The sequence below is a fragment of the uncultured Campylobacter sp. genome (assembly GCF_963517995.1).
In the GTDB taxonomy this organism is placed as follows: domain Bacteria; phylum Campylobacterota; class Campylobacteria; order Campylobacterales; family Campylobacteraceae; genus Campylobacter_A.
In genome coordinates this window covers 1-4,511 of record NZ_CAUQHQ010000161.1, presented here as the reverse complement: position 1 = coordinate 4,511, position 4,511 = coordinate 1, and the positions used below count along the sequence as shown (strand labels likewise).

At 38.0% G+C, this 4,511-nt stretch carries 4 protein-coding genes and 1 pseudogene; 2 read left to right on the top strand and 3 right to left on the bottom strand.

The window, feature by feature from the left end:
* Window positions 1-236: pseudogene (locus RYL88_RS11680) on the top strand (hypothetical protein); the annotation flags it as partial.
* Between the two features lie 259 nt (window positions 237-495).
* Window positions 496-2,388: an RNA polymerase sigma factor RpoD gene (gene rpoD, locus RYL88_RS11675; RefSeq protein WP_314991500.1), complete on the top strand. Its 1,893-nt coding sequence runs from the start codon at window positions 496-498 to the stop codon at window positions 2,386-2,388.
* A 570-nt stretch (window positions 2,389-2,958) separates the two neighbouring features.
* On the opposite strand, the gene RYL88_RS11670 is transcribed toward rpoD, so the two are convergent.
* The 3 genes from RYL88_RS11670 to RYL88_RS11660 form a co-directional block, all read right to left on the bottom strand.
* Window positions 2,959-3,309, bottom strand: a complete 351-nt coding sequence (locus tag RYL88_RS11670; RefSeq protein ID WP_314991502.1) for a DUF1440 domain-containing protein — start codon at window positions 3,307-3,309, stop codon at window positions 2,959-2,961.
* Between the two features lie 126 nt (window positions 3,310-3,435).
* The gene (locus RYL88_RS11665; protein ID WP_314991499.1) at window positions 3,436-3,567 is read right to left on the bottom strand and encodes a hypothetical protein; all 132 of its coding nucleotides are present in this window, start codon (window positions 3,565-3,567) and stop codon (window positions 3,436-3,438) included.
* Between the two features lie 293 nt (window positions 3,568-3,860).
* The coding region (locus RYL88_RS11660) for a hypothetical protein (protein WP_314991497.1) at window positions 3,861-4,511 on the bottom strand (651 nt) is incomplete at its 5' end.

Sequence of the window (4,511 nt, the reverse complement as noted above, 5' to 3'; positions counted from 1 at the left end):
ACCTTAAGGAGCTTTTAAAATTTAAACCGCTTAGCGAATTTGAGGCCAAAGAGCTAGAAATTTTTACAAAACTAGCCGCGATCTTAGATAGCGAGGATATGGTTAAATTTCTGCTAAAAAACGGCGTTTGCAAGCAAGAAAATTTACAAACCTCGTGCGAAAATCTCAAAAAGTACGCAACTCGCTATGACGCAAAAGATAGCCTAAAGCTAATAAACGGCGACACAGGGCCATAAGCCCGAAATAGACGAATTTTACAAGACATCGCATTAAAAGCCTTTACGGCTCGCGCGCTAAACTAAACTCAAATTTGTTTTTTAACTAAAATTTAGCGAGTTTTACTTTAAGCGCCGCAAATCAGCCAAGCTAATACCGACAAAAGCATAAAATTTAAAGCTGCATTTAACAAACTAAAACGCCCTATTTTTCATATTTTTATCAAAATTTAAAAAAATTTGGGTATAATCCGTTTTTTCTACAAAAAAGGAACCCCCAATGAGTACTGCAAAAAAAGAAGCATTGACGCAGGTCGAAGAGCTTTTTAAGGAAAACGCAAAAGGCTATGTCACGTATGAAAAACTGGTTAAATTTTTAGACAAAGCTCCTACGGCTATGGTCGCTAAAAAAATAGAGGCTCTAGCCAAAGCAAACAAATTAAAGCTCATAACCTCCGCCGAAATCGCAAAAATGCGAAATATCGAGGACGCAAAAAAACGCCGCGAAGAGTTAGCGAAGTTAGCCGACGATAATCTCGAAGAAGAATTCGACCTCGCAAACGAAAACGACTTGCTCGAGTGGTCGCGCTCGGATAGTCCCGTGCGTATGTATCTACGCGAGATGGGTCAAATCGCGCTACTAACTAAAGAAGAAGAAGTCGAAATCAGTAAAAAAATCGAACTCGGCGAAGATATAATCATCGACGCGTTTTGCTCGGTGCCGTATCTTATCGACTTTATCTTAGACTACAAAGAACCGCTAATCAACCGAGAACGCCGCGTAAAAGAGCTTTTTAGAAGTTTTGACGACGAGGGCGAAGGTAGCGACGGCGAAAGCGAAGACATCGACGAAGAGGAAGAAGACGAAGATATAGAGAACGACGGCGAAGACGGCGAAGAGAAGGAAACAAAGCCTAAAAAGCATAGCAAAAAAGACGATAAGCGAGCCGAAAAAGTAATCGAAAGCTTTAAGGCTCTAGAAAAAGCAAAAAAAGAGTGGCTAAAAACGGCGAATAAACAAAATGATGCCGAGATAGAGGATGAATTTTTAGCCAAGCTTACGCTCGCGTTTAAAAAGAAAATTTTAAAAGATAAACTAATGGATCTAGGTCCGACGAGCAAGCTCATAACCGAGATAGTAAAATCAATGGAAACGGCGCTAAAAAGCGACGATGAATTTGATAGAGAACTAAAAAGGCTCGAGTACAAGCTGCCGATGTTTAGCGACGAACTAAAGAAAAATCACAAATCGATCCTGAAAGATATCATCAAGCTAAGCAAAGACGACATCATCGCGAGGGTTCCCGAGGCTACGATGGTCTCAACCTATGTGGAGATAAAAAAACTATTTGCGACAAAAGAGGCTAGCAAGAGCGGATTTAACCTTGATCCGGTACTTTTAAAAGAAATTTTAGAGCAGATAAAACGCGGTAAAAAGATCTCTGACGAGGCAAAAGCTAGGATGGCAAAGTCAAATTTACGCCTAGTCGTAAGCATAGCCAAGCGCTATACGAACCGCGGGTTGCCGTTTTTAGATCTCATTCAAGAGGGCAACATCGGCCTAATGAAAGCGGTTGATAAATTTGAATATAAAAAAGGCTATAAATTTTCAACCTATGCGACATGGTGGATACGTCAGGCCATCAGCCGCGCCATCGCCGATCAGGCTCGTACGATACGTATCCCTATTCATATGATAGAAACGATAAATCGTATCAACAAAATCAACCGCAAATATCTCCAAGAAGAGGGCAAGGAACCAGATATAAGCGTCATAGCAAAAGAGGTCGGACTAAGCGCAGACAAGATAAAACAAGTCATAAAAATCACCAAAGAGCCTATCAGCCTAGAAGCTCCGATCGGCAACGAAGACGACGGTAAATTCGGGGATTTTGTCGAGGACAGAAACTCGCTAAGCCCGATGGATCATATACTAAAAAACGACCTAAAAGAGCAAATAGACGAGGTGTTAGATCAGCTAAACGAGCGCGAAAAAGCCGTCATCAGGATGAGATTTGGCTTACTCGACGACGAGAGCGATCGCACTCTAGAAGAGATCGGCAAAGAGCTAAACGTAACCAGAGAGCGCGTCCGCCAGATCGAAAGCTCTGCTATCAAAAAACTAAAACACCCAAAAGTCGGTAGAAAACTCAAAAACTACATCGAGGGCTAAATTTAGCTCTCGATATGCTCCGGATTTGTTTACTCTGTTTTACAATGTTATTTAAAATTGTACATAAGTTTAATAGTAGGTAAATTTATCGCCGTATTTGACCAAAAAAATTATGCTTTTAGCCGTTTTGCACTATTTTTAAATCTACGAACAGATAAAATTTAGTAGAAGCGTTTTGTCTGCAAGCAAAAATTAAACAAACTCGCCGTCACATAAATGCAATCCGTCTAAAATCAAGCTGCTAAAATATCAATAAGTACTTAGTTATGATACCTTAAATCTACATACAAAAATCGCGATAAAAATCGTAAGAATCGGCTAATTCTAGTACTAAATCGCTATAAGCAAAGCAATAAATTTACGCCGTTTTCGGACTTTTATAGCCTTTAAAACAAACCCGCACTACCTGCAATATCGGCAAAATTTGCGGATAAGCTACCAAAGCAACTCGTAAAACATTTTTGATAGAAGCTTGATAAAATCGTATCTACTTAAGGTAAAAAAGGGTCAAATAAATTTAAATTTTAAAAAATGATAAAATTCCGCCCGAAATTTAGGCGGAAAATAAAGCTATTTCGAGCAGCAAGAATCGCAGCAATCAGCCGGATCAGGCCCGTGCGTGATGCGATTTCGCAAATCTCGCCTTATAATCTCGATAGACCAAAACCATAGCGCGTGTCCGACAAACTCAGAAACGTGCTCGTACCAAGGCAGCGTTAAAAGCGGCGGCGTAAGGCCGAGGATAGGCAAAGTAATCACGTGAACGGCGATATTAACTAAAATACCGGCCGCAACGCCTTGCCAAAGCATGATTTTCAGAAATCTCTCCGCAACAACGCAGTAAGCTACCGCAAAAACGATCGAAAACAAAATATGCGTAAAATGCACGTAGTTAAACGCATGCCCCGCAAACTCGTAAATCGCGGCATACGGGCCCTATAATACCCAAATGATCGCGTAAAAATACGTACGGCGGGTTTAGAAAATTTCGCGAGCAATTTGGTCTGATCCGCCGCTCTAATAAGACTTTCCGGACCGCAAGCGGCGTCAAATATATCTTTGGGACTGCGCGGCGGCAGCGGAAATTCCCCGCCCCATTTCACAAAAAGTAGGCATAATACCGATAGGAATGCCTAGTAATGCGGCCAAACTGAAACGCTCTTTAGTTTGCGATTTCATGATTACACCTTTCAAAAGATAATGTGTAGTATATTCTTTTTTGCTTTAATTAATATTAATTATCGAAATTTGTATTAAATTTATATTTCATATTGCTCCATAATTAAGACAATATCAAGAAAATAGCTTACGATAGCACATCCTCAAAATCAATATTTGAATCAACTTTTTAAATCTCATCAAATCGTTATTCACTTTTAGAACTAAATATTCAAAAAATACTAATTATTCGTATTTGGCCGGTAACGAGCTATAAAAATATTTATCCAAATCAAATTTGTATATCCTAAATTTTAGACACCTCGCATGATTTTATCAACCAGATGATGTTCTCTATCAAAGATAAATATTTCATCATCTTTTTCCATTTGTAGTAATTGCTTAGCCACTGGTGTATTTGGTGTTATTAGACCCATATTTGGTTCACTAATACCTGACACCAAAAATGAGCAAATAACCTTATTCCCTAGATCTGTCAAAAAAAACAATCCCAAAGCACCCACACATGAAATATGCAAAATTTGATTTTTGTCCTCACAAACATCGCCGATCATTTTTGATCTAAGTGCAGCATAATCATTGATATTTTGCTTTGTTATATATTTTATAGAAATTTCATTTGTTTTTATATTTTCCAATGTATATGCTAGCAAACAGTCTTTCGGCGGATCAAATCTTATACCATATGTTTTATTTTTTAATTGAATTTTGTATTGGTTTATTTCAATTTTAATATAATCCAACTCACAAAAAGTATCACCTATTTTTAATTGTTGGCGCTTTTCTATACACTGCTTTAAAAAGCTCATTTTCGTATCGATTTCTTTTAGTATCGCATCCTTATTTAACAAATTTCTTTTTGCCTCTAATAACTTTATTTGTTGTTTTAAAATATTTTCAAATTCTTTTATAGTATCAATTACATCATTAAAATAAGATATTGA